Raw genomic sequence first — 1,080 nt, 5'->3', positions numbered from 1 at the left:
GTGAGACAGGTGCTGCATGGCTGTCGTCAGCTCGTGTTGTGAAATGTTGGGTTAAGTCCCGCAACGAGCGCAACCCTTATCCTTTGTTGCCAGCGATTCGGTCGGGAACTCAAAGGAGACTGCCGGTGATAAACCGGAGGAAGGTGGGGATGACGTCAAGTCATCATGGCCCTTACGGCCAGGGCTACACACGTGCTACAATGGCGCATACAAAGAGAAGCGACCTCGCGAGAGCAAGCGGACCTCATAAAGTGCGTCGTAGTCCGGATCGGAGTCTGCAACTCGACTCCGTGAAGTCGGAATCGCTAGTAATCGTAGATCAGAATGCTACGGTGAATACGTTCCCGGGCCTTGTACACACCGCCCGTCACACCATGGGAGTGGGTTGCAAAAGAAGTAGGTAGCTTAACCTTCGGGAGGGCGCTTACCACTTTGTGATTCATGACTGGGGTGAAGTCGTAACAAGGTAACCGTAGGGGAACCTGCGGTTGGATCACCTCCTTACCTGAAGATACTTTCCTTCGTAGTGCTCACACAGATTGTCTGATAGAAAAGTAACGAGCAGAAAAAACCTCTACAGGCTTGTAGCTCAGGTGGTTAGAGCGCACCCCTGATAAGGGTGAGGTCGGTGGTTCAAGTCCACTCAGGCCTACCAAATTTGCACTCATGCGGCGTTAAGTACTTGGTCGTTTAGTTAACTAAACTTACCTCCTACTTGCCTTGCCTGAGCACAAATTACATTTTCTCCTTTCTTAAAGGAAAGGGGCGAATAACTCTCCGGAGTTGGTACTGGAAAGGTTTACTGCACGACTGTATGGGGCTATAGCTCAGCTGGGAGAGCGCCTGCCTTGCACGCAGGAGGTCAGCGGTTCGATCCCGCTTAGCTCCACCATATATGTCTGTTTTTTCAATACTTCAGAGTGTACTGGCAACAGTATGCTGCGAAGTATTATGCTCTTTAACAATCCGGAACAAGCTGAAAAATTGAAACGACATACTGTTTTCATTCTCCGTAATAAGAATGAAGCACGGTATGTTCGAGTCTCTCAAATGCTTGCAACTGACAGCCGTCTTTCGGGA

At 49.8% G+C, this 1,080-nt stretch carries 2 tRNA genes and 1 rRNA gene; all 3 read left to right on the top strand.

From position 1 onward, the window contains the following. Positions 1-504: ribosomal RNA gene (locus IBT47_RS26790) — 16S ribosomal RNA — on the top strand; the annotation flags it as partial. A gap of 74 nt (positions 505-578) precedes the next feature. Beyond that, positions 579-655 (top strand) — tRNA-Ile (locus tag IBT47_RS26785). A gap of 161 nt (positions 656-816) precedes the next feature. Beyond that, positions 817-892: transfer RNA gene (locus IBT47_RS26780), tRNA-Ala, on the top strand. Positions 893-1,080: the final 188 nt, after the last annotated feature.

This window comes from Erwinia sp. S43 (assembly GCF_016624745.1).
In the GTDB taxonomy this organism is placed as follows: domain Bacteria; phylum Pseudomonadota; class Gammaproteobacteria; order Enterobacterales; family Enterobacteriaceae; genus Erwinia; species Erwinia coffeiphila.
This window is presented reverse-complemented; position numbering and strand designations above follow the sequence as displayed.